Below are 19622 nucleotides of genomic sequence, written 5' to 3' on the forward strand. Positions count from 1 at the left end.
GCACCGTCGTGGGTTCGTGGGCGGTCCTCCTCGCCGCCGCCGCGACCCGGGTGCTCGCGGCAGGGCGGAGCGCCGTCATCGCCGTTCCGGACCACCGTGACCGCGCGCAGCTCGAGGCCGCCCTGTCGAGCCGCATCCCGGCCGACGCCTTCGTCCGTGACGACGCGAAGCAGAGCGGTCCCGCGCGGTATGCCGCGTTCCTGCGCACCCTCGCTGATGCGCCGTGCGTGGTGATCGGCAACCGCTCCACCGTGTATGCGCCGGTCGCCGAGCTCGGCCTGATCGCACTGTGGGACGACGGCGATCCTCTCCTGGCGGAGCCGCTCAGCCCGGGCGTCCACGCCCGTGACGCGGCGCTGCTGCGTCAGGAGCTGCACGGCGGCGCGCTGGTCTTCGCAGGGCATACGCGCACCACCGATGTGGAGCGGCTCGTCGCCGTGGGCTGGGTGCGCGATCTTCCGGCCGCGCGCCGGCTGAGTCCGCGCGTGGTGCTCAGCGCGAACCGGGAGGGCGAGTCCCGCGCGGCGCGCGTGCCCTCGTCGGCCTTCGCCGCCGCACGCGCGGCTCTGGCGGAGGGTCCGGTCCTGGTCCAGGTCGCGCGTCCCGGGTACGCACCGGTGCTGGTCTGCGCGAAGTGCCGCCACCCCGCCCGGTGCCCGCATTGCGGCGGGCCCCTCCACGCCGCGCGGCAGGGTGCGGTCCCGACCTGCTCGTGGTGCGGTCGCGCGGCACACGCGTGGGCGTGCCCCGAATGCTCCTCGACCCTGCTGCGCATGGCCTCCTCGGGCAGCGAGCGGACGGCCGACGAGCTGGGCAGGGCATTCCCGGGGACCCGTGTGATCATCGCCGACGGCGATCATCCGGTGACCGAGGTGGACGCGCGTCCGGCCCTGGTGGTGGCGACGCGCGGCGCCGAGCCGCTCGCGATCGGCGGCTATCATGCGGTGATCCTGCTCGACGGCGATCGGATGCTGATGGCCGAGGACCTGCGCATCGGCGAGTCGTGCCTGCGCTGGTGGTCGAATGCGGCAGCCCTGGCCGCTCCGGGCGCCCCGGTGCACCTCGTCGGTGTCGGAGGCGAGGTCGCCCGCGCGCTGGCGACGTGGACGCAGGCGGCCTACGCGCGCGCCGAGCTCGCGGACCGCGTGCCCCTGCGGATGCCGCCCGCGGTGCGGGTCGCGGCGGTCGAAGGCCCGCGCCGGGCCGTCGACACCGCTCTGGCCGAGCTCCGCCACGCCGTACCCGAACTCGACGCCGAGGCGGTGCTCGGGCCGCTCGCCCACGGCGAGTCCGTCCGCGCTCTGGTGCGATTCGACTACGGCCTCGGGACGCGCGTGACCGAGACCCTGCGGGCGTCGGTGGTGAGCCAGGCGGTCAAGGGTCGACGGCCGGCGAAGGGGCGCACGCCGGGCGCCGCCCATACACTGAAGGTCCGGGTCGACGTGCCCGACCTCGACCTCTGACCCTCGATCGTTCAGGACCGTCATGCGCCTCGTCTTCGCCGGCACGCCCGAGCCCGCCGTGCCGTCATTGCGGCGGCTCGCCTCGGGTCACGACGTCGTCGCCGTCATCACCCGCCGGGACGCCCCGCTGGGGCGCAAGCGCGTGCTCACCCCCTCTCCCGTTGCCGCCGCCGCGGAGGAGCTCGGCATCCCGGTGATCCGCGCCGACCGGCTCGATGCGACCGCGACGTCCGAGATCGCCGCCCTCCAGCCCGAACTCGGGGTGATCGTCGCCTACGGCGGTCTGGTGCGCGAGCCGCTGCTGTCGACGCCCGCACACGGGTGGATCAACCTGCACTTCTCGCTCCTCCCGCGCTGGCGCGGCGCTGCGCCCGTGCAGCACGCGCTCATCGCGGGCGACGCCCGCACCGGCGCGAGCGTGTTCCAGCTCGTTCCCGAGCTGGATGCCGGCGACGTCTTCGGCGAACTCGCGATCGACGTGCCCGCAGACGCCACGGCGGGGTCCCTGCTCTCGGCGCTCGCCGCGGACGGCGCGGCACTGCTCGCCGACGTCGTGGACGCGATCGCGGGAGGATCCGCGGTCTCCCAGCCGCAGGTGGGCGAGCCGACCTACGCGTCGAAGCTCGGCGACGACGACGGCCGCGTGCGCTGGGACGAGCCCGCGGAGGCCGTGCTGGGGCGCATCCGCGGCGTCACGCCCGAGCCCGGCGCCCACACGACCATCGACGGCGCGCGGCTCAAGGTGCTCGCCGTCGCACCGGCGCCCGCAGGAGCGCCGCAGCTGGCGCCCGGCACCCTCGCCCTGCACGAGGGGCAGGTGCTCGCGGGCACGGCATCCGCGCCCATCCTGCTCGAGACCGTTCAGCCCGCCGGCAAGGGCGGCATGCGCGCCGCGGACTGGTGGCGCGGCCTGCGGAGCGCCGCACCGGTGGCGGGATCATGAGCCGCACCGTGGCGGCACGCCGCGTCGCCTATGAGACCCTGCGGGCGGTGCACGAGTCCGACGCCTACGCGAACCTCCTGCTGCCGACCGCGATCGCCCGCGCCGGCCTCACGACGCCCGACGCCGCCCTCGCCACCGAGCTCACCTATGGCACCCTGCGCCGCCAGGGGACGTACGACGCCGTCATCGAGATCGCCGCCGACCGGCCCATCGCCGACATCGACCCGGCCGTGCTCGACGCCCTCCGGCTGGGCGTGCACCAGCTGCTGTCGACCCGCGTGGCCTCGCACGCCGCGGTCAACGAGTCCGTCGAACTCGCGCGGTCCGCCGGCGGACGGGGCGCGGCCGGCTTCGCCAACGCCGTGCTGCGCCGGGTGTCCCGCGACACGCCGGGCGACTGGATGACGCACGTCGCCGAGAGCGCGCGCTCCGACGACGAGCAGCTCGGCCTGCTGTTCTCGCATCCGGTGTGGGTGGTGCGCGCCTTCCGGCGCGCGCTGGCCGCCGAAGGTCGCGCGGACGAGCTCGAGGCGCTGCTGATGGCTGACAACGCGTCGCCGCGGGTGACGATGGCGGCCCTCCCCGAGCTCGCCGATGTCCCCGAAGACACGCGCCGCACCCCGTTCTCGCCGATCGGGTTCCGGCTGGGCGGCGGAGACCCCGACTCGATCGTGCGGGGCTCCGGCGGCCGCATCCGGGTGCAGGACGAGGGCTCGCAGCTGGCAGCCCTGGCGCTCACGCGCGCCTATCCGGTCACGGCAGGGGAGCGATGGCTCGACCTGTGCGCGGGGCCCGGTGGCAAGACCGCGGTGCTCGCTGCGGAGGCGCTCGCGCACGGCGCGTCGCTCGAGGCGAACGAGATCTCACCGGCGCGCGCAGGGCTGGTGCGCCAGGCACTGGTCGGGGTGCCTCTCGACGTGCCGGTGTCGGAAGAAGACGGCCGGCTGCGTGCGCAGGACGCTCCCGAGACGTACGACCGCATCCTGGTCGACGCGCCCTGCACCGGCCTCGGTGCCCTCCGCCGCCGCCCCGAGGCGCGCTGGCGCAAGGCCCCGAGCGACGTCCCGGCGCTCACCCAACTGCAGCGCGAACTGCTCACCGAGGCGGTGAGCGCCCTCAAACCCGGTGGCGTGGTGGCCTACGTGACGTGCTCGCCCCATCTCGCCGAGACGTCGGGCGTCGTAGCCGACATCCGCCGCGAATGGGACGGTGCGATCGAGGAGCTCTCGGCACGGGACGTCATCACCTCGCTGTCGGATGCCGACCCCGGCCTTCCGCCGCAGGCAGACGGCAGCGGGCGCGCGCAGCTCTGGCCCCACCGCCACAACACCGACGCGATGTCGGTGTCGCTGCTGCGCCGCGTCTGAGCTGCCGCACGCGCCCCGCGCTCATTCGCGCAGGTGGATCCCGTGGGGCATCTGCTCGAACTCCGCCCGCAGCGCGACGAGCGCGGCGCTGTGCGTGCGGCCGAGGTCGCGCGCGTCGACGGTGACCTCGGCGCCCTCCGGCAGCGACTCGGCCAGATCCCGCAGCACGGCGACCACGCGCTCCGTGCCCGCGAGGCCGAGCTCGCCGCCCAACCGCAGTACACGGCCCTCGTCGGTGTCCTGCACCGTGAACGCCGGGACGGCGACGCTGTCGTGCGGCTCCAGCGTGTGCATGCCGAACCGCTCGGCGAGGGTCTCGAGCAGGGCGATGCCCCGCACCGAGTTGCCGTGGGCATCCAAGCGCGGGCTGAACGCGGCGACGCCGAACTGCGAGGGTGCGACGGCGAGGAGGCCGCCACTGACGCCGCTCTTCGCCGGCAGCCCGACGCGCAGCAGCCACTCGCCGGAGAAGTCGTACATGCCGCAGCTCGTCATGATCGACAGCACGTCACGGGCCACGACCTCGGCGACGACCCGCTCGCCGGTGACGGGGTTGACCCCGCCGAACGCGAGCGTCGCCGACATCACCGCGAGGTCGCGCACCGTCACGAGAAGCGAGCACTGCCGGAAATACGTCTCCACGGCGACGTCGACCGATCCCTCGAGGGCTCCGTGGGAGCGCAGGAGGTGAGCCAGCGCGCGGTTGCGATCGCCCGTGGCCGATTCCGACGCGTACACCTGCTCGTCGACCCACAAGGACCGCCCGGCGAAAGCCGAGAGACCCTGCGCGATACGCGACGTGCGGTCGTCGACGCTGTCGCCGGGGATGAGCGCCGACGTCGCGATCGCGCCGGCATTGACCATCGGGTTGGCCGGGCGTCCGGTGCCCGGCTCGAGGCTGATGGCGTTGAACGGCTCGCCGCTGGGCTCGGCACCGACCTTGCGCAGCACCGCCTCGCGGCCGCGATCGGCGAGCGCGAGAGCCAGGACGAACGGCTTCGAGATCGACTGGATCGTGAACTCGTGCCCGGTGTCGCCCACCGCTCTCACACGGCCGCGGGGACCGACCACGGCGAGCGCGAGATGCTCGGGGTCGGCGGCGGCGAGCTCAGGGATGTAGCCCGCGGGCGCGCCGTCGCGGAGCGGACGGATGTCGTCGAGGACCTCGTCCAGAAGCACGGTGATGGGGTCCACAGGTCGACCATAATGGACGGGTGCCCCCGATCGACGAGAACGGCCGCCAGGTCGGCATCCGCATCAATCCCAGCATCCTGGCCGCCGACTTCGTCAACATGCAGACGGAGCTCGCGCGGATCGCGACCGCGGACTTCGTTCACGTCGATGTGATGGACAACCACTTCGTCCCCAACCTCACGTTCGGGCCCCAGATGGTCGAGCGCATCCAGGCCACGAGCCCCGTGCCACTCGACGTGCATCTCATGATGACGAACCCGGACCGCTGGGCGCCCGGCTACGCGGAGCTCGGGGCGGCGTCGGTCACGTTCCATCTCGAGGCGGCGAAGGAACCGGTCGCCCTCGCGCGCCGACTCCGCGAGATCGGCGCACGCGCCGGCGTCGCCGTGAAGCCGGCGACCCCCGTGGACGGTCTCTTCGACCTCCTCGACGACTTCGATCAGATCCTGGTGATGACCGTGGAGCCCGGCTTCGGAGGGCAGTCGTTCATGCCCGAGACGATGCCGAAGCTCCGGCGCCTGGCCGACGAGGCGCGCCGGCGCGGGTCGTCGGTCTGGCTCCAGGTCGACGGCGGCATCGGCGAGTCGACGATCGCCCAGGCGGCCGAGGCGGGCGCCGACACGTTCGTCGCCGGCTCCGCCGTGTTCGGTGCGAGCGATCCGGCGAACGCCATCACCGGGCTCCGGGCGTCCGCCCGCAGTCACGCACACTGACGCCGGGACCGCGCGTCACCGAGCCGAGAGGGAGCGCATGGCCACCGACGACGAGGTTGCGCCGACTCAGCCCGTGCCACGCCGCCGACGCGACCGCCTGCTCGACGCCTACAGCGGTGAGCACGCGGTGTACGGCCTGGTCCTGGTCACGGCGCTCGTCGCGGTGGGATGGGAGGAGGACACCGACTTCGAGGTGCTGCTGTTCGTCTTCGGCACGGTGATCGTCTTCTGGCTCGCGCACATCTACGCCGCGGTCGTCGCCAGTCGCGCGGAACGCCCCGCGAAGCCGCTCGCTGCCGCGGTCCGCGATGGCGCCCGTCATTCCTCGGGGATGCTCGTCGCGATGCTCGTCCCGGCCGCACTGCTGCTCCTGGGCGCGCTGGGGCTCGTCGAGGAGTACACCGCGTACTTCCTCGCGCTGGGCAGCGGCATCGTCCTCCTCGCGGTGATCGGCTACGCGAACGCCGCGCGCAACGGCAGCTCCTGGCCCTGGCGGATCGCCGGGCTCCTGGCGACGACGCTGCTGGGCGTGCTGGTGATCGGACTGAGCATCCTGGCCCACTGAAGGCCTGGCCGGCGGGGCCCATCGCGTCACGCGGCGCCGCGGCATCCGTCTCGTTCGATACCCTGGCATGGTGAAGACGTTCGACACGCTGTACGCCGAGCTCGCTGCGAAAGCGGCTGAGCGCCCCGAGGGTTCGGGAACCGTCGCGCAGCTGGACGCGGGCGTGCACGCGATCGGCAAGAAGATCGTGGAAGAGGCCGCCGAGGTGTGGATGGCGGCCGAGTACGAGTCGACGGATGCCGCAGCCGAGGAGATCTCGCAGCTGCTGTACCACCTGCAGGTGCTCATGCTCGCGAAGGGGCTGAGCCTCGAGGATGTCTACCGACATCTCTGAGCCGGCACCCTCACCCGTCCTCGAACCCGAAAGCCACGCTGCCATGCTGCGAATCGCCGTGCCGAACAAGGGATCGCTCGCCGAGACCGCCTCAGAGATGCTCCACGAGGCGGGCTACACCGGACGCCGCGACCCCAAGGACCTCCACGTCATCGACCCTCAGAACGAGGTCGAGTTCTTCTATCTCCGTCCCAAGGACATCGCCACCTACGTCGGCTCCGGCGCACTGGATGTCGGCATCACCGGCCGCGATCTGCTGCTGGACGCCCGGATGCCCGGCGCCCGAGAGATCGAGCAGCTCGGGTTCGCGGCATCCACGTTCCGCTTCGCCGCGCCCGCCGGCCGCTTCTCGGAGGTGACCGACCTCGAGGGTGCGCGCATCGCGACCTCGTATCCGGGACTCGTCGACGCCTTCCTCGACGAGCACGGCGTCGCCGCCGACCTCGTGCCGCTCGACGGCGCGGTGGAATCCGCCGTCGAGCTCGGCGTGGCCGACGCCATCGCCGACGTCGTCGAGACCGGCACCACACTGCGCCAGGCGGGCCTGGACGTCTTCGGGCCCGTGATCCTCAGATCCGAGGCGGTGCTGATCGGCGCGCCGACGGAGGCGGAGGGCATGGAGACGCTGCTGCGGCGTCTCCGGGGCGTCATGGTGGCGCAGCGCTACGTGATGGTCGACTACGACCTGCCCGCCGAGCTCGTCGACGCGGCCGTCAAGATCGCCCCCGGCATCGAGTCGCCGACGATCTCGCCGCTGCGCGACGCCGCGTGGGTGGCCGTGCGCGTCATGGTGCCCCGCAAGGGCGTCAACCAGGTCATGGACGCGCTGTATGCCATCGGCGCGCGCGCCATCCTCGTGACCGCGATCCACAACGCGAGGCTCTGATGGCTCTCGTCTGCCGCGTCATCCCGTGCCTCGACGTCGCCGCGGGGCGGGTCGTCAAGGGCGTCAACTTCCAGAACCTGCGCGACATGGGCGATCCCGTCGAGCTCGCCCGCGAGTACTTCCACCAGGGCGCCGACGAGATCACCTTCCTCGACGTCACGGCGACCGTCGACGAGCGATCCACGACCTACGACGTCGTGCGGCGGACCGCCGAGCAGGTCTTCATCCCGCTCACCGTCGGCGGGGGAGTCCGCTCCGCCGACGACGTCGCCCGCCTGCTGTCGGTGGGGGCGGACAAGATCGGCGTGAACTCCGCGGCGATCGCCCGCCCGCCCCTCCTGGACGAGATCGCCGACCGGTTCGGCGCGCAGGTGCTCGTGCTCTCGCTCGACGTCAAGCGGGCCTCGCCGGAGCTGCGGGACCGGGTGCCCTCGGGCTTCGTCGTCACGACGCACGGCGGCCGCACCGAGACCGAGCTCGACGCGCTGGAATGGGCGCGCGAGGCCGTCGAGCGCGGCGCGGGGGAGCTCCTCGTCAACTCGATCGACGCCGACGGCACGAAGCAGGGCTTCGACCTCGAACTGGTGGCGCTGATGCGCGAGGTGGCAAGCGTGCCGGTGATCGCGTCGGGCGGGGCGGGCTCTGCCGCCGACTTCGGCCCCGCCATCGCCGCGGGCGCAGACGCGGTGCTCGCGGCATCCGTCTTCCACTCCGGCCAGCTCACCGTGGGCGACGTCAAGGCCGCGATGGCCGCAGACGGCATCGCGGTGCGGGAGGTGACGGCATGAGCGACACCGTCGAGGAGCGCATCGCCCGGGTGACCTTCACGGCTGACGGCCTGGTCGCCGCCATCATCCAGCAGTGGGACACCCGAGAGGTGCTCATGCTCGGATGGATGGATGCCGAGGCCCTCCGCCGCACGCTCACCGAGGGTCGCGTCACGTTCTGGTCGCGCTCGCGGCAGGAGTACTGGCGCAAGGGCGACACGTCCGGCAACATCCAGCTGGTGCGCGGAGCGCGTCTCGACTGCGACGGGGACGCCGTGCTCGTGCAGGTGGAACAGGTCGGACCCGCCTGCCACACCGGCACCCGGACGTGCTTCGACGCCGACGACCTCGACGCCGTGCGCGGCCCGGAGGCGGTCGCGTGATCCGCAGAGCGCGGCTGCTCGCCGTCGCGGCGATGGTGCTGTGCGGAGCGCTGGGCGTGATCTCGTCCACCCAGACCTGGCTCACCGTCGTCCTGCAGGACGGCGCCCGTCACGCGCTCGAGGTCCCCGGCGCCTCCGCGCTGCCGGTGCTGGCGCCGCTCAGCCTGGCCGTCCTTGCGCTGGGCGCTGCGCTGTCGATCGTCGGACGGGTCCTGCGCTACGTGTTCGGCGCGCTGGCCCTGCTCATCGGCGGCGTCCTCGCATGGCTCACGGCGCGCATCGTGTTCGAGCACCCGGTCTCGGCCGTCGCCTCGGTCGTCACGGAATCCACCGGCATCGCGGGGGAGTCCTCCGTCGCGAAGCTCGTCGCGTCCATCGACGCGACGGCGTGGCCGGCGGTGACGCTCGTGGTCTGGATCGTGCTGATCGCCGCCGGCTGCTTCGTGCTCGCCACCGCCCACGGCTGGTCGCGCACCGGCCGTCGCTACCGCACCGACGACGTGTCGCAGCCCTCCGCCCCTGCGGGCATGCGAAGCCGGGCGGAGGACGGTCCGCGGCCCCACGACGCCGCAGGATCCCGCGCCATCGACGACTGGGACGACCTGTCGCGTGGCGGGGATCCGACCGCCTGACCGCTAGACTGGCGGCGGCCGCGCTTCCCAGGATTCACGAGGAGACACCCATGAGCAACAACATCGGCGACCCCGGCCACGGACACTCGCCCGCCGCCTGGACGGCCGTCGTGATCATGCTGGTGGCGGTCGCACTCGGCACCCTGTTCTACTTCCTCGACATGCCTGTTCTGGTCTGGGCCTCCGCTGCCCTCCTCGTCGTCGGCGCCATCGTCGGCTGGGTGATGTCGCGCGCCGGCTACGGCGTGAACGGCTCGAAGTACGTGGCGAAAGAGCACTGATCGTGCTCGCCGACCTGACGGCCGGCGCGGTTGAGGATGCCGAGGCCCGCGCCTCGGTGCGGTCCCTGGCAGCGGTCGAGGCCGCAGCGCTGGCGCAGCGCCCCGCGATCGACGCCGTCGCCGCCCTCGCTCCCGCCGACCGGGTGAAGATCATCGCCGAGGTGAAGCGGGCGAGCCCCTCGCGCGGCGACCTCGCGGCGATCCCCGATCCCGCCCTGCAGGCCCGCCGCTACGAGGAGGGCGGGGCCTCCGCGATCTCCGTCCTCACCGAGGGCCGGCGCTTCAAGGGCAGCCTGGCCGACCTCGAGGCGGTGAAGGCCGCCGTCACCCTGCCGGTGCTCCGCAAGGACTTCATCGCGACCGAGTACCAGGTGCTCGAGGCCCGCGCCGCCGGTGCGGATCTCGTGCTCCTCATCGTCGCCGCGCTCGAGCAGGAGGTTCTCGCCCGCCTGCACACGTTCACGCGCGAGCTGGGCATGACCGCGCTCGTCGAGACGCACTCGGCCACCGAGGTCGACCGTGCCGCCGAGATCGACGCACAGCTCATCGGCGTGAACGCTCGTGACCTGTCGACGTTCCAGCTCGACCGCGACCTGTTCGGGCGACTGGCGGAGCGCATCCCCGCAGGTGCCGTCCGCATCGCCGAGTCGGCGGTGCTCGCCCCGGCCGACGTCGCCCACTACCGCGCGGCCGGCGCCGACGTCGTCCTCGTCGGCGAGGCGCTCGTCACCAACGATCCCGTATCCACGCTGCGCGCTTTCCTGGAGGCGGGCGGCGGCGATGCACTGAACGAAGGAAGGGCGAGGTCGTGAGTCTTCGCGAGGCCCCCGGGCCGCTGTTCGGCGAGTTCGGCGGGCGCTACATGCCCGAATCCCTCATCGCGGCCATCGACGAGCTGTCGGCCGAGTACGAGGCGGCGAAAGCCGATCCCGCGTTCCAGGCCGAGTTCGTCCGGCTGCTCCACTCGTACGCGGGCCGCCCCTCACCGATCACGGAGGTGGCGCGGTTCGCCGAGCACGCCGGGGGAGCGCGGGTGTTCCTCAAGCGCGAGGACCTCAACCACACCGGCTCTCACAAGATCAACAACGTGCTGGGCCAGGCGCTGCTCACCCAGCGCCTCGGCAAGACCCGCGTGATCGCCGAGACGGGCGCCGGCCAGCACGGCGTCGCCACGGCGACGGCCGCGGCCTTGTTCGGATTCGAGTGCACGATCTACATGGGCGAGGTCGACACCGAGCGCCAGGCACTCAACGTGGCGCGCATGCGGCTGCTCGGCGCCGAGGTCGTGCCGGTCAAGACCGGCTCGCGGACCCTGAAGGACGCCATCAACGAGGCGTACCGCGACTGGGTCGCCAGCGTGGAGACGACCAACTACATCTTCGGCACGGCCGCCGGACCCCACCCGTTCCCCGCCATGGTGCGCGACTTCCAGAAGGTCATCTCCGAAGAGGCGCGCGCACAGCTGCTCGAAGAGGCCGGCCGGCTTCCGGATGCCGTCATCGCATGCGTCGGCGGGGGCTCCAACGCGATCGGCATGTTCGATGCGTTCCTCGATGACGACGTGAAGCTTTACGGCGTCGAGGCGGCCGGTGACGGCGTCGACACGCCGCGCCATGCCGCATCGATCGAGCGCGGGCGCCCCGGTGTGCTGCACGGCGCCAAGACCTTCGTGCTGCAGGACGATGACGGCCAGACCGTCGAGTCGCACTCCATCTCGGCAGGACTCGACTATCCGGGCGTCGGCCCCGAGCACGCCTGGCTCGCCTCGATCGGGCGCGCCGAGTACATCCCCGCGACCGACGACGAGGCGATGCAGGCTCTCCGGCTGCTGTCCGAGACCGAGGGCATCATCCCCGCGATCGAGTCGGCGCACGCCCTCGCCGGCGCCCTGCGCCTCGGGCGCGAGCTCGGGCCGGACGCGATCCTCGCCGTGTGCCTGTCCGGCCGCGGCGACAAGGACATGGACACCGCCGCCCGCTACTTCCACCTGTACGACGCCGCCGCGGCCGCGGCCGCGGCTCCGGACGACGCCGGCGTGGTCGCGACCCCGCCGGCCGACGACGCCGCCAAGGGAGAGGGCACCAAGCTATGAGCTCGCGTGTCTCCGCCGCGATCGACGCCGCCCACGCTGCCGGGAGGGGCGCGTTCGTCGGGTACCTGCCCATCGGCTTCCCCGACCTCCGCACGAGCATCGATGCGGCCGTCGCTCTCGCCGAGAACGGGGCGGACATCCTCGAGCTCGGCCCGCCCTACTCCGACCCGGTGATGGACGGCACGGTCATCCAGGAGGCGACCCAGGCGGCTCTCGCCGGCGGCTTCCGCCTGCGCGACACGTTCACGGCGGTGCGCGAGATCACGCGCCGCACCGATGTGCCGGTGCTCGTGATGACGTACTGGAACCCCGTGCTGCAGTACGGCGTCGACCGTTTCGCCGACGACCTGGTCGCTGCAGGCGGAGCAGGCCTCATCACGCCCGACATCACGCCGGAGGCTGCGCCCGAATGGCTCGCCGCCAGCGAGCGCACCGGGCTGGACCGCGTCTTCCTCGCCGCGCCGACATCCACCGACGAGCGCCTCGAACTCATCGTGCGGAGCTCGACGGGCTTCGTGTACACGGTCTCGACGATGGGCATCACCGGCGAGCGGGCCCAGTTGGATGCCGCCGCCCGCACGCTCGTCGCCCGCCTGCGCGACCACGGGGTCGAGCACGCGTGCGTCGGCATCGGCATCTCAAGCGCGGATCAGGTGTCCGGTGTCCTCGAATATGCCGACGGCGCCATCGTCGGCACCGCGCTGGTGCGCGCGCTGCGTGACGGCGGGATCGACGGGCTCGCCGAGACCGCGCGCCACCTCGCCGCCGGCACCGCGCGCAGCGCGAACTAGACTTCTGAGGTCGGCGCGCGCGCCGGCCCCTCCCGCACGGATCCAGCAAGGACACGGTTCTCCCATGATCACCGCCGCCGCGAGCGTCGTCGCCAGCATCCCGAGCCCGTCGATCAGCTACTTCGACATCGGGCCCCTGCGGATCCACATCTACGCGCTCTGCATCATCACGGGGATCATCGTCGCCGTGCTGTGGACGAATGCCCGCCTGACCAAGCGCGGCGCCGAGCCGTGGGTCGTCATCGACATCGCCCTCCTCGCCGTGCCGCTCGCGATCATCACCGCTCGGATCTACCACGTGCTCACGCACTGGAGCTTCTACTTCGGCGAGGGCGCGAATCCGCTGTCGGCCCTGTACATCTGGGAGGGCGGCATCGCGATCTACGGCGCCCTCATCGGCGGTGCCGTCGGCGCCTGGCTGGGCTGCCGGTGGACCGGCATCCGCTTCTGGACCTTCGCGGACGCGCTCGCCCCGGGTCTGCTCCTCGCGCAGGCGATCGGCCGCTTCGGCAACTGGTTCAACCAGGAGCTGTACGGCCTGCCGACCGATGTGCCGTGGGGCCTGGAGATCGACTATCCGAACCCCGCCTGGCCCATCGGGCTCCCGGAGGGGACGCTGTTCCACCCCACGTTCCTCTACGAGGTGCTCTGGAACGCCCTGGGCGTCCTGGTGATCGTGTGGGTCGGTCGCCGCTTCCGTCTGCAGTGGGGACGGCTGTTCGCCGTCTACCTGGTCTGGTACAGCGCGGGACGCATCGTGTGGGAGTCGATCCGCATCGATCCGAGCGACATCTTCCTGGGACTGCGCACCAACGTGTGGGCCGCCATCCTCGGCGTCGTCCTCGGTGTCGTGATCTTCTTCGTCCAGAAGCGCCGCCACCCGGGTCTCGAGCCGTCGCCCTATGTGTCCGGCCGCGAGTGGAACGCCGGACAGGCTGTACAATCGCAGAACACCGACGACTTCGTCGACGTCAGCGAACCCCCGACGTCCGAGGTCGAAGAGGTCAGAGCCACAAGCACCCCTGCCACCAAATAACGCCGCTCAGTTCCCCGAGGAGCGTGCGCCCAGGGCCGACGTCGTCCCATCTTGACTATCAACGTGAGGACGGTAGGTATGGCTTCGAGCCCCCGTCACGACGCCTCTTCGGAGGCGGACTTCCCCGCTTCGTCCGGCCGCGCCGGCTTCCCGCAGAAGCAGGGGATGTACAACCCTGCCTTCGAGAAGGACGCCTGCGGACTGGCCATGGTCGCGACCCTCCGCGGCGAGGCGGGCCACGACATCATCGATCTGGCGCTGACCGCCCTGCGCAACCTGGAGCACCGCGGTGCCATCGGCTCGGACGCCGGCACCGGCGACGGCGCGGGCATCCTCACCCAGATGCCGGACGCCTTCCTCCGCGCGGTGGCCGGCTTCGAGCTGCCGCCGGTCGGGGAGTACGCGGCCGGGATGGTGTTCCTCCCGCGCGACGCCGACGCTCGCGCGGTGCAGAAGACGGGCATCGAGCGGATCGCGGCATCCGAGGGCCTCACCGTCCTCGGCTGGCGCGAGGTGCCGACCTCTGACGAGAACCTCGGCAAGCTGGCCTTCGCGGCCCGCCCGGTCTTCGAACAGCTCTTCGTCTCGCACCCCGCCTCCGGCGAGCGGGCGGCGCTCTCGGGCATCGCGCTCGACCGCCGCGCCTACCGCCTGCGCGCTCGCGCCCGCACCGAGCTCGACGCCTACTTCGTCTCGCTGTCGGCGCGCACCCTCGGCTACAAGGGCATGGTCACGACCCTCCAGCTCGAGCCGTTCTACCCCGACCTGCAGGACGAGCGCTTCGCCTCCGAGCTCGCGGTCGTCCACTCGCGCTACTCGACCAACACGTTCCCGTCGTGGCCGCTCGCGCAGCCGCTGCGCATGCTCGCGCACAACGGCGAGATCAACACCGTGAACGGCAACCGCAACTGGATGCGCGCACGGCAGTCGCAGCTCGAGTCCGAGCTGCTCGGCGACATCCGTCCGCTGCTGCCCATCTGCACCACGGGCGCCAGCGACTCCGCCTCGTTCGACGAGGTGCTCGAGCTCCTCACCCTCACCGGCCGCAGCCTGCCCCACGCCATCATGATGATGGTGCCGGAGGCATATGAGAAGCAGGCCGACATCGACCCGAAGCTGCGGGCCTTCTACGAGTTCCACTCCATGCAGATGGAGCCGTGGGACGGACCGGCCGCGCTGATCTTCACCGACGGCACGCTCGTCGGCGCGACCCTGGACCGCAACGGCCTGCGCCCCGGCCGCTGGACCGAGACCACCGATGGCCTCATCGTCATCGGCAGCGAGACCGGCGTGCTGGACTTCGAGCCCGAGCGGATCAAGCGTCGCGGGCGGCTGCGCCCCGGCCGCATGTTCCTCGTCGACACGGCGCAGCGCCGCATCATCGAGGACGACGAGATCAAGGCGCAGCTCGCCGACCAGGAGCCTTGGCAGGAGTGGCTCGACGCGGGCCGCGTGCGCCTGGCCGACCTTCCGGAGCGCGAGCACATCGTGCACCCCATCGCCTCGATCACCCGACGCCAGCGCACGTTCGGCTACACCGAGGAGGAGGTCAGGATCCTCCTCACCCCGATGGGGCAGAACGCGGCCGAGCCCCTCGGCGCGATGGGCTCCGACACGCCCGTCGCCGTGCTGAGCGAGCGCCCGCGTCTGCTCTTCGACTACTTCACCCAGCAGTTCGCGCAGGTGACCAACCCGCCGCTGGACTCGATCCGGGAGGAGGTCGTCACCTCGCTGAGCCTCGGCCTCGGGCCGGAACGCAACCTCCTCGAGTGGGGCGCCGAGCACACGCGCGTCGTGACGCTGGACTTCCCCGTCATCGACAACGACGAGCTGGCCAAGATCCAGCACATCGACACCGCACTCCCGGGCCGGACGTCTGTCACGATCCGCGGCCTGTACCGCGTCGAGGCCGGCCACAAGGGCATGAAGAAGCGCCTCGAGCAGATGTGCCAGGAGGTCGACCAGGCGATCGAGGACGGCGCGGAGTTCATCGTGCTCTCCGACCGCGACTCGAACAAGGATCTCGCGCCGATCCCGTCGCTGCTCATGCTGTCCGCCGTGCATCACCACCTCATCCGCAAGGAGACCCGCATGAAGTGCGGACTCGTGGTCGAGGCCGGCGACGTGCGCGAAGTGCACCACGTCGCCACGCTCATCGGGTACGGGGCATCCGCCGTCAACCCGTACCTCGCGATGGAGACCGTCGAGTATCTCGTGCGCGCGGGCTTCATCACGGGCATCTCTCCCGAGAAGGCCGTCAAGAACCTCATCTACGCGCTGGGCAAGGGCGTGCTGAAGATCATGTCGAAGATGGGCATCTCGACGGTGTCGTCCTACGCCGGCGCGCAGGTCTTCGAGGCCGTCGGCCTGTCGGAGGAACTCGTCGACGCGTACTTCACGGGCACGGAGTCCAAGCTCGGCGGCGTCGGCCTCGACGTCATCGCGGCCGAGAACGCCGCGCGTCACGCGTACGCCTACCCCGAGGATGCCGCGGTGCGCGCGCATGAGCGGCTCTGGACGGGCGGCGAGTACCAGTGGCGACGCGACGGCTCGCCCCACCTGTTCAACCCCGACACGGTGTTCCGGCTGCAGCATTCGACCCGCACGCGCCGGTACGACATCTTCCGCGAGTACACCAAGCTGGTCGACGACCAGGCGAGCGAGCTGAAGACGCTGCGCGGCCTCTTCGGGCTGAAGACCGAGGGCCGCACGCCGGTGCCGATCGACGAGGTCGAATCGGTGTCGTCGATCGTCAAGCGCTTCTCCACCGGTGCGATGAGCTACGGGTCGATCTCGCGCGAGGCTCACGAGACCCTCGCGATCGCGATGAACCGCATCGGCGGCAAGTCCAACACCGGAGAAGGCGGTGAGGACGCGGATCGCCTGCTCGACCCCGAGCGTCGCAGTTCGATCAAGCAGGTCGCCTCCGGGCGGTTCGGCGTGACGAGCCTGTACCTGACCGAGGCCGACGACATCCAGATCAAGCTCGCCCAGGGCGCGAAGCCCGGCGAGGGCGGTCAGCTGCCGCCGACCAAGGTCTACCCGTGGGTCGCTCGCACGCGCCACGCCACCGCGGGTGTCGGCCTCATCTCGCCGCCGCCGCACCACGACATCTACTCGATCGAAGACCTCAAGCAGCTCATCTACGACCTGAAGCGCGCCAACCCCGGCGCTCGCGTGCACGTCAAGCTGGTGAGCCAGTCGGGCATCGGCGCGGTCGCCGCCGGCACCGCCAAGGCGCTGGCCGACGTCATCCTCGTCTCGGGTCACGACGGCGGCACGGGCGCCAGCCCGCTCAACTCGCTCAAGCACGCCGGCACCCCCTGGGAGCTCGGCCTGGCCGAGACGCAGCAGACCCTGATGCTCAACGGCATGCGGGACCGGGTGGTGGTGCAGGTCGACGGCCAGCTCAAGACCGGACGCGACGTCATCATCGGCGCGCTGCTCGGCGCCGAGGAGTTCGGCTTCGCGACGGCCCCGCTCGTGGTATCGGGCTGCATCATGATGCGGGTGTGCCACCTCGACACCTGCCCGGTCGGCGTCGCCACGCAGAACCCCGCGCTGCGCGCGCGGTTCAACGGCAAGCCCGAGTTCGTCGTCAACTTCATGGAGTTCATCGCGGAGGAGGTGCGCGAGTACCTCGCGGCCCTCGGCTTCCGCTCTCTCGACGAGGCGATCGGCCGCAGCGACCTGCTCGACGTCAACGGTGCGGTCTCGCACTGGAAGGCGAGCGGCCTCGACCTGGCGCCGGTGCTCGAAGGACCGGTGTTCGCCGAGGACGAGCCGCGTCGCAACACCACCGGGCAGCTGCACGAGCTGGACGAGCACTTCGATGTCGCGCTCATCGAGCGCGCGCAGGACGTCATCGCCGACGGCGGTGAGATCACGATCGACCTGCCGATCCGCAACACCGAGCGGGCCGTCGGCACGCTCCTCGGTCACCACGTGACCAAGGCGCGCGGCGAGAACGGCCTGAGGTCGGGCAGCATCGTCGTCAACCTGACAGGCTCGGCGGGCCAGTCCTTCGGCGCCTTCATGCCGTCGGGCATCACGCTGCGTCTCGAGGGCGACTCGAACGACTACGTCGGCAAGGGACTCTCGGGCGGCCAGATCGTCATCCGGCCGCCGCGACGCGCGACCTTCGACGCGTCGAAGAACGTCATCGCCGGCAACGTGATCGGCTACGGCGCGACTCTCGGCACGATGTTCCTGCGGGGCGTGGTGGGCGAGCGCTTCTTCGTTCGCAACTCCGGCGCCACGGCGGTCGTCGAGGGGGTCGGAGACCACGCCCTCGAGTACATGACGGGTGGCCTCGCGGTGATCCTGGGCGCAACCGGGCGCAACCTCGGTGCCGGGATGTCCGGTGGCACGGCGTACGTGTACCGCCTCGACAGCAAGCTCGTCAACCGGGAGGCGCTGGCCTCCGGCGAGCTGGAGCTCGGCGAACTCGGCTCGGGCGACGCGGAGATCCTCCGCGACCTCCTCGAGCAGCACGTCGCCGAGACCGAATCGACCCTCGCCCAGGCTCTCCTCGATGACTTCGAGTCCGAGCTGGCGAACTTCGTCAGGGTCATGCCGCGCGACTACGCCGCGGTTCTGCAGACCCGTCAGACGGCTGTCGCCGAGGGGCTCGACCCCGACGGCGATGTCGTCTGGACCCGCATTCTGGAGGTGACGGGTGGCTGACCCGAAGGGCTTTCTCAAGGTCACCGAGCGCGAACTGCCCCCGCGGCGGCCCGTGCCGGTGCGCATCATGGACTGGAAAGAGGTCTATGAGCCGGGCGACGGCGCCGTGCTGCGCCGCCAGGCCGGCCGCTGCATGGACTGCGGCGTGCCGTTCTGCCACAAGGGCTGCCCGCTCGGCAACCTCATCCCGGAGTGGAACGACCTGACGTGGCGCGGCGAAGGCCGCGCAGCCAGCGAGCGTCTGCACGCGACGAACAACTTCCCCGAGTTCACGGGGCGCCTGTGCCCGGCACCGTGCGAGAGCGCGTGCGTGCTCGGCATCAACCAGCCCGCGGTGACGATCAAGCAGGTCGAGGTGTCGATCGCCGACGAGGCCTTCGCGAACGGCTGGATCGAGCCGGAGCCGCCGGGCCGCCTCACCGGCAAGACCGTGGCCGTGGTCGGCTCCGGTCCGGCCGGCCTCGCCGCCGCTCAGCAGCTCACCCGCGCCGGTCACACCGTCGCGGTGTTCGAGCGCGACGACCGCATCGGCGGACTCCTGCGCTACGGCATCCCGGACTTCAAGATGGAGAAGAAGCACCTCGAGTCGCGTCTTCGCCAGATGCAGGACGAGGGCACCCGCTTCCGGGCCGGCGTCGAGATCGGCCGCGACATCTCGTGGTCGGACCTCCGCGCCCGCTACGACGCGGTGGTCATCGCGACCGGCTCCACGGTGCCGCGCGAGCTTGCCATCCCGGGCCGCGACCTGGCCGGCGTGCACTTCGCGATGGAGTACCTCGTCGAGTCCAACAAGGCGGTGGCCGGCGACGCCGTTCCCCACCAGATCACGGCAGAGGGCAAGCACGTCGTCGTGATCGGCGGCGGTGACACCGGTGCCGACTGCATCGGCACCGCACACCGGCACGGCGCGCTCAGCGTCACGAACCTCGCGATCGGCCGCCGCCCTCCGGGCGAGCGTCCCGAGCACCAGCCGTGGCCGATGGACCCCCTCGTCTTCGAGATGCAGTCCGCTCACGAGGAGGGCGGCGAGCGCACCTTCCTCGCCTCGACCGTCGAGTTCCTCGCGAACGACGCGGGCGAGGTGCGCGCCCTGCGCGTCGCCGAGACCGAGTTCGTCGACGGCCGCCGCGTGCCCAAGAGCGGCACCGAGCGCGAGATCCCCGCCGACCTGGTGCTCATCGCCATGGGCTTCACCGGTCCCGAGCGCGCCTTCCTCGAGGAGCAGCTCGGCGCCCGCTTCACCGAGCGGGGCAACGTGCGCCGCGAGGACGACTACCAGACGACCGCCCCGGGCGTGTTCGTGGCCGGCGACGCCGGCCGCGGACAGTCGCTCATCGTATGGGCGATCGCCGAGGGACGTGCCGCCGCAGCCAGCGTCGACCGCTTCCTCATGGGGGAGACGGAGCTGCCTGCTCCGGTCCGCCCGACCGATGTCGCCATCGGCATGCAGCCCGCGTAGGCTTGCCGAGGCACTCGCCACCTTCAACCC

The 19622-nt window shown here is 71.6% G+C and carries 18 protein-coding genes; 17 read left to right on the forward strand and 1 reads right to left on the reverse strand.

Features of this window, described 5'->3' with window-relative positions:
* The 3 genes from ACI3KY_RS00925 to ACI3KY_RS00935 form a co-directional block, all read left to right on the forward strand.
* On the forward strand, positions 1–1463 hold a 1463-nt coding region (locus ACI3KY_RS00925; protein WP_404928324.1), incomplete at its 5' end, for a primosomal protein N'.
* A 22-nt stretch (positions 1464–1485) separates the two neighbouring features.
* A complete protein-coding gene (gene fmt, locus ACI3KY_RS00930; protein ID WP_404928325.1) occupies positions 1486–2406 on the forward strand; it encodes a methionyl-tRNA formyltransferase in 921 nt (306 codons plus the stop codon).
* Entirely contained in the window at positions 2403–3773 is a 1371-nt protein-coding gene (locus ACI3KY_RS00935) for an RsmB/NOP family class I SAM-dependent RNA methyltransferase (RefSeq protein WP_404928326.1), read from the forward strand. The genes fmt and ACI3KY_RS00935 overlap by 4 nt, the downstream gene beginning before the upstream one ends.
* Before the next feature lie 21 nt (positions 3774–3794).
* Here ACI3KY_RS00935 and glsA read toward each other — a convergent pair whose 3' ends face one another.
* Complete coding sequence (glsA, locus tag ACI3KY_RS00940; RefSeq protein ID WP_404928327.1) at positions 3795–4967, reverse strand: glutaminase A; 1173 nt, start codon at positions 4965–4967, stop codon at positions 3795–3797.
* A 20-nt stretch (positions 4968–4987) separates the two neighbouring features.
* Here glsA and rpe point away from each other — a divergent pair, with 20 nt between their 5' ends.
* The 14 genes from rpe (at position 4988) to ACI3KY_RS01010 (ending at position 19592) form a co-directional block, all read left to right on the forward strand.
* Complete coding sequence (gene rpe, locus ACI3KY_RS00945) at positions 4988–5680, forward strand: ribulose-phosphate 3-epimerase (protein WP_404928329.1); 693 nt, start codon at positions 4988–4990, stop codon at positions 5678–5680.
* Between the two features lie 37 nt (positions 5681–5717).
* A complete protein-coding gene (locus ACI3KY_RS00950) occupies positions 5718–6245 on the forward strand; it encodes a hypothetical protein (RefSeq protein WP_404928330.1) in 528 nt (175 codons plus the stop codon).
* Between the two features lie 70 nt (positions 6246–6315).
* Complete coding sequence (locus ACI3KY_RS00955) at positions 6316–6579, forward strand: phosphoribosyl-ATP diphosphatase (RefSeq protein WP_045302883.1); 264 nt, start codon at positions 6316–6318, stop codon at positions 6577–6579.
* A 43-nt stretch (positions 6580–6622) separates the two neighbouring features.
* Positions 6623–7465 carry an ATP phosphoribosyltransferase gene (hisG, locus tag ACI3KY_RS00960; protein WP_404928331.1) on the forward strand — a complete coding sequence of 281 codons (843 nt, stop codon included), beginning with the start codon at positions 6623–6625 and terminating at the stop codon, positions 7463–7465.
* Positions 7465–8253, forward strand: a complete 789-nt coding sequence (hisF, locus tag ACI3KY_RS00965; protein WP_404928332.1) for an imidazole glycerol phosphate synthase subunit HisF — start codon at positions 7465–7467, stop codon at positions 8251–8253. Before hisG ends, hisF begins: the two co-directional genes overlap by 1 nt.
* A complete protein-coding gene (gene hisI / locus ACI3KY_RS00970) occupies positions 8250–8615 on the forward strand; it encodes a phosphoribosyl-AMP cyclohydrolase (protein ID WP_404928333.1) in 366 nt (121 codons plus the stop codon). Before hisF ends, hisI begins: the two co-directional genes overlap by 4 nt.
* Entirely contained in the window at positions 8612–9247 is a 636-nt protein-coding gene (locus ACI3KY_RS00975; protein ID WP_404928334.1) for a Trp biosynthesis-associated membrane protein, read from the forward strand. The genes hisI and ACI3KY_RS00975 overlap by 4 nt, the downstream gene beginning before the upstream one ends.
* 50 nt (positions 9248–9297) lie before the next feature.
* Positions 9298–9528, forward strand: a complete 231-nt coding sequence (locus ACI3KY_RS00980; protein WP_404928335.1) for a DUF6704 family protein — start codon at positions 9298–9300, stop codon at positions 9526–9528.
* 2 nt (positions 9529–9530) lie between these two features.
* Positions 9531–10340 (forward strand): indole-3-glycerol phosphate synthase TrpC, encoded by an 810-nt coding sequence (gene trpC / locus ACI3KY_RS00985; protein WP_404928336.1) that lies wholly within the window; start codon positions 9531–9533, stop codon positions 10338–10340.
* Positions 10337–11620: a tryptophan synthase subunit beta gene (trpB, locus tag ACI3KY_RS00990; protein WP_404928337.1), complete on the forward strand. Its 1284-nt coding sequence runs from the start codon at positions 10337–10339 to the stop codon at positions 11618–11620. Before trpC ends, trpB begins: the two co-directional genes overlap by 4 nt.
* Entirely contained in the window at positions 11617–12411 is a 795-nt protein-coding gene (gene trpA / locus ACI3KY_RS00995; protein ID WP_404928338.1) for a tryptophan synthase subunit alpha, read from the forward strand. The genes trpB and trpA overlap by 4 nt, the downstream gene beginning before the upstream one ends.
* Positions 12412–12475: 64 nt before the next feature.
* Positions 12476–13447, forward strand: coding sequence for a prolipoprotein diacylglyceryl transferase (gene lgt, locus ACI3KY_RS01000; RefSeq protein WP_404928339.1), 972 nt, complete (start codon positions 12476–12478; stop codon positions 13445–13447).
* 78 nt (positions 13448–13525) lie between these two features.
* Positions 13526–18133, forward strand: a complete 4608-nt coding sequence (gene gltB, locus ACI3KY_RS01005; RefSeq protein WP_404928340.1) for a glutamate synthase large subunit — start codon at positions 13526–13528, stop codon at positions 18131–18133.
* Positions 18126–19592 (forward strand): glutamate synthase subunit beta, encoded by a 1467-nt coding sequence (locus tag ACI3KY_RS01010; protein ID WP_404928341.1) that lies wholly within the window; start codon positions 18126–18128, stop codon positions 19590–19592. Before gltB ends, ACI3KY_RS01010 begins: the two co-directional genes overlap by 8 nt.
* Positions 19593–19622: the final 30 nt, after the last annotated feature.

The sequence above is a fragment of the Microbacterium sp. ZW T2_14 genome (assembly GCF_044987405.1).
Taxonomy (GTDB): domain Bacteria; phylum Actinomycetota; class Actinomycetes; order Actinomycetales; family Microbacteriaceae; genus Microbacterium.

Excerpts from the sequence above, each read along its gene's own strand:
- fmt (WP_404928325.1), top strand. The coding sequence starts at position 1,486 with ATGCGCCTCGTCTTCGCCGGCACGCCCGAGCCCGCCGTGCCGTCATTG.
- ACI3KY_RS00935 (WP_404928326.1), top strand. The coding sequence starts at position 2,403 with ATGAGCCGCACCGTGGCGGCACGCCGCGTCGCCTATGAGACCCTGCGG.
- ACI3KY_RS00950 (WP_404928330.1), top strand. The coding sequence starts at position 5,718 with ATGGCCACCGACGACGAGGTTGCGCCGACTCAGCCCGTGCCACGCCGC.
- hisG (WP_404928331.1), top strand. The coding sequence starts at position 6,623 with ATGCTGCGAATCGCCGTGCCGAACAAGGGATCGCTCGCCGAGACCGCC.
- hisF (WP_404928332.1), top strand. The coding sequence starts at position 7,465 with ATGGCTCTCGTCTGCCGCGTCATCCCGTGCCTCGACGTCGCCGCGGGG.
- hisI (WP_404928333.1), top strand. The coding sequence starts at position 8,250 with ATGAGCGACACCGTCGAGGAGCGCATCGCCCGGGTGACCTTCACGGCT.
- ACI3KY_RS00980 (WP_404928335.1), top strand. The coding sequence starts at position 9,298 with ATGAGCAACAACATCGGCGACCCCGGCCACGGACACTCGCCCGCCGCC.
- trpA (WP_404928338.1), top strand. The coding sequence starts at position 11,617 with ATGAGCTCGCGTGTCTCCGCCGCGATCGACGCCGCCCACGCTGCCGGG.
- lgt (WP_404928339.1), top strand. The coding sequence starts at position 12,476 with ATGATCACCGCCGCCGCGAGCGTCGTCGCCAGCATCCCGAGCCCGTCG.
- gltB (WP_404928340.1), top strand. The coding sequence starts at position 13,526 with ATGGCTTCGAGCCCCCGTCACGACGCCTCTTCGGAGGCGGACTTCCCC.